Annotated in this window: 3 protein-coding genes; all 3 read right to left on the reverse strand. The window is 58.8% G+C overall.

Annotated features, from left to right (window positions below; translation table 11 throughout):
- Nucleotides 1–202: 202 nt before the first annotated feature.
- On the reverse strand, nucleotides 203–1,138 hold the full coding sequence (locus HFM78_RS11405) for a glycosyltransferase family 2 protein (RefSeq protein ID WP_287129569.1): 936 nt from the start codon (nucleotides 1,136–1,138) through the stop codon (nucleotides 203–205).
- A 125-nt stretch (nucleotides 1,139–1,263) separates the two neighbouring features.
- The gene (locus HFM78_RS11410; protein ID WP_287129570.1) at nucleotides 1,264–2,058 is read right to left on the reverse strand and encodes a sulfotransferase family 2 domain-containing protein; all 795 of its coding nucleotides are present in this window, start codon (nucleotides 2,056–2,058) and stop codon (nucleotides 1,264–1,266) included.
- A partial coding sequence (locus tag HFM78_RS11415; protein ID WP_287129571.1) for a sulfotransferase domain-containing protein occupies nucleotides 2,055–2,784 on the reverse strand: 730 nt, incomplete at its 5' end. The genes HFM78_RS11410 and HFM78_RS11415, both read right to left, overlap by 4 nt.

Raw genomic sequence — 2,784 nt, forward strand, 5'->3', positions numbered from 1 at the left:
GGGCTGGGGAGGGCTAGGGCGGGACCCGCGAGGGCCAGCAACAGTAAAAAGGCAGGTTTCATAAAGGCTCAGGGAGAGGGCGGATAAGCCGGGTGGGGTCCGTGGACCCCCGGCGACAACAAGCAGGAGGAGATTCGCTTTTCTCACTATCGAAAATTTCCACCGTTTTCCCCAGAGTCAAAGCCGTAGGGTTGGTGGGGCTTTAGCGCAATCCCAGGGGGGCACCGTTGCGGTGGGCGCGGTCGGCGGCGCGGATACCGAGGTAATGGTTCCAGACGACGACCAATTTCATGTAGTCCTGGGGCACCTCCCAGGGGCGGCTCTGTCCGGTCAAGACCCGGCTGGCGCGCCACAAAGTCGTCCAAGGGTAAACGACTAAACCTGCTAAAAGCCGCTTGAGGAGATACTTCGCGGGCTGGGGCGGGGTGGTCAGCTCGGGATACCGTTGGGCCAAGAAATACCAGCCATAGGCATCCCGTTGCAGGACACGGGTGAATTCGGCGAAGTTGGTCCGGTAACGGTGGTAGGCCAGACCCCTTAGCCCTGGTAAGAAATGCAGGGTAAAGCCAGCTTTGAGGACCTGCCAACTCAGTTCCACATCCTGACCGCTGAAATGTTGCTCCTGAAAAAGTCCCACTCGGTCGAAGACTTCCCGGCGGTACATGACATTGGCGGTGACGGCGTAGGGGGGGTGAGTGCCTTGGCCCCGGTCGTGATCCGGGCTTTTGAAGACATAACCCTCGAAGTAATCCACAAAGTTGCTCGTGGTCTGGGGCACAATCGCCCCGGCGACCCCGCCCACGGTCGGCCCCGTGAACCCGGCCCAGAGGTCGCTCAGCCAATGGGGACTGACCACACAATCGGCATCGGTGAAGGCAATAAATTCACCCCGCGCCGCCCGGATCGCGCAGTTACGAGCCGCGTAGGGACCGGGCGTAAGTTCCCGCAAGAGCCGGATTGGAGCCGGATAAGTTCTGACAATCTGCGCTGTCCGGTCCCGCGAATTGTTATCCACCACCAGGATCTCCAACCGCTCCTCAGGCCAATCCAGTTGTAAGAACGAATCCAGCAGGGCCGGAATCTCCTGTTCCTCGTTGAAGGCCGGAACAACGACGGTGATAAAAGGCAGCGTGACCATGACAACTCCAGGTAAGAAGGCCCCTCCGCCCCACTAGTGGGGGACTAAGGCAGAAGAGGTAAGACAAAAAAACAGAAGACCAGCATTCTTGCGCCCCTACCCTGCTTGGGGGGTAGGGGGCGGTGTTAGCCTTGGCGTTTTAGCCAGTCCTTGACCAAGTATGGGAAATGGATCAGTTTGCTGTATCTTTGATTGAAAGTTTGGTAAGCCGACAGACGACGGGCGAAGTCGGGACCCTGCTGGGCGACTTGCTGGGCGAACCGTTGCTGGGCGAATTGGTAAAGCTCTAGGTCGAGTTGGTTATGGGCGACGACGAGGTCGCGGTCGGCTGGGGTGAGCGGGTCGCGGCGGTCACGGGCAGTGTTGACTTTGACATAGGTGAGGTTGACCGTAGGCCAGCCGAATTCCTCTTGGAGCAAAAGTAAACTCTCGTCAAAACGTTCGGTCAGGCCGACTAGGGTGAAATGGGCCTCAATGTTGCGCTTGGCCCGAGCAAGTACGTCCGCTGGGGCTTCCTCGGGGTCCACCATCCCAGCTAGAGCCCGCGTCTGGAAATTTTGTTGCCAGTCACTCGCGGCGAAGACTTCAATATTCTGCGTGACCTTGGCATAGAAGGGGCGTTCATCGGCTTTGTTGCGCGTGTAATAAAAGGCCGAGACCGTGCGGCTAATTGGTTCCCGCAACATCGTCACGTAGCGCGACTGGGCGGGGAAGAGTGGGGCCAATCCGAAGTGCGTCGTCGCATGGAGGTGATAGTAGCGATAGCCCTCGCGCTGGGCCACGGGCAAGGCTTTGAACTGGTCCAAGGTCGGGTTCTCAACGGAGAAAGTCTGGGCGGGGGCGTACTGGCGACGCAGGATACGGTTGAGCGTGCTACCAGCGGTTTTGTAGATGTGCAAAAAGACGAGGGGCGGCTTCATGGTTGCTTACTCAAGATGGGCAGGTTCCACAGGCTCACATCAAACCCGTGGGCTTGTAGACCTTCGAGGTCGTCCTGTAATTGCTGGAGGACGAATGCCCGCTGTTGGGGGGTCATCTGGACTTTTTGGCGGCGTTGGTTCTGAAGAAGGAGCCGGAGCAGGGGTTTTTTGAGGGCAGGGGGAACACGACGACTGAGGTTCAAGAGCAGGGGGAATTGGTTCAGACCCGCCCACAGTTTCCGAGTCGCCGCTTCGTTGTGGACCTTGGCGAGTTGCTGAAATTCAAACTCGGGGTCAATTGCCAGGAACAGACACAACTCCCGCAGCACTTGGTCGGGGTTGCGCTTGAGGTCCTCAAAGGCCACGACTTTAATATCCGCCGCCGGGAAGCGTTGGCTGTATTGGGCCAACTGGTAGGCGTACTTGGAGATGCCCACTAGGTCGCTGTTGGGGGCCATCAGAGCTTGGGCGAAGGGTTGGGTCGTCCAGCCTTGGTCTACGGCGTGTTCGTAGTGGGACTCGATGCGCTCTAGGGGATTGCGTAACAGATAGATGAATTTGAAATTCCGCCCGCTGGTCTGGATCTGATGGGCGGGGTTGCCGAGTTGACCGTAGTGCCCGTACTTGGTGTAGCCCGTGGAGGCTTCGAGGGCCAATTGACCGGGGAGGACCCTCTGGGGCCAGAGGCTCTCGTACCAGTCCCAGCCCTTGGCCCATTGGGAATCA

This window comes from Candidatus Cyanaurora vandensis (genome assembly GCF_013285555.1).
GTDB classification, from domain to species: Bacteria; Cyanobacteriota; Cyanobacteriia; order Gloeobacterales; family Anthocerotibacteraceae; genus Cyanaurora; species Cyanaurora vandensis.

What these genes read in the sequence shown, in the direction of transcription:
- HFM78_RS11405 (WP_287129569.1), bottom strand. Translation starts at nt 1,138, where the DNA reads ATGGTCACGCTGCCTTTTATCACCGTCGTTGTTCCGGCCTTCAACGAG.
- HFM78_RS11410 (WP_287129570.1), bottom strand. Translation starts at nt 2,058, where the DNA reads ATGAAGCCGCCCCTCGTCTTTTTGCACATCTACAAAACCGCTGGTAGC.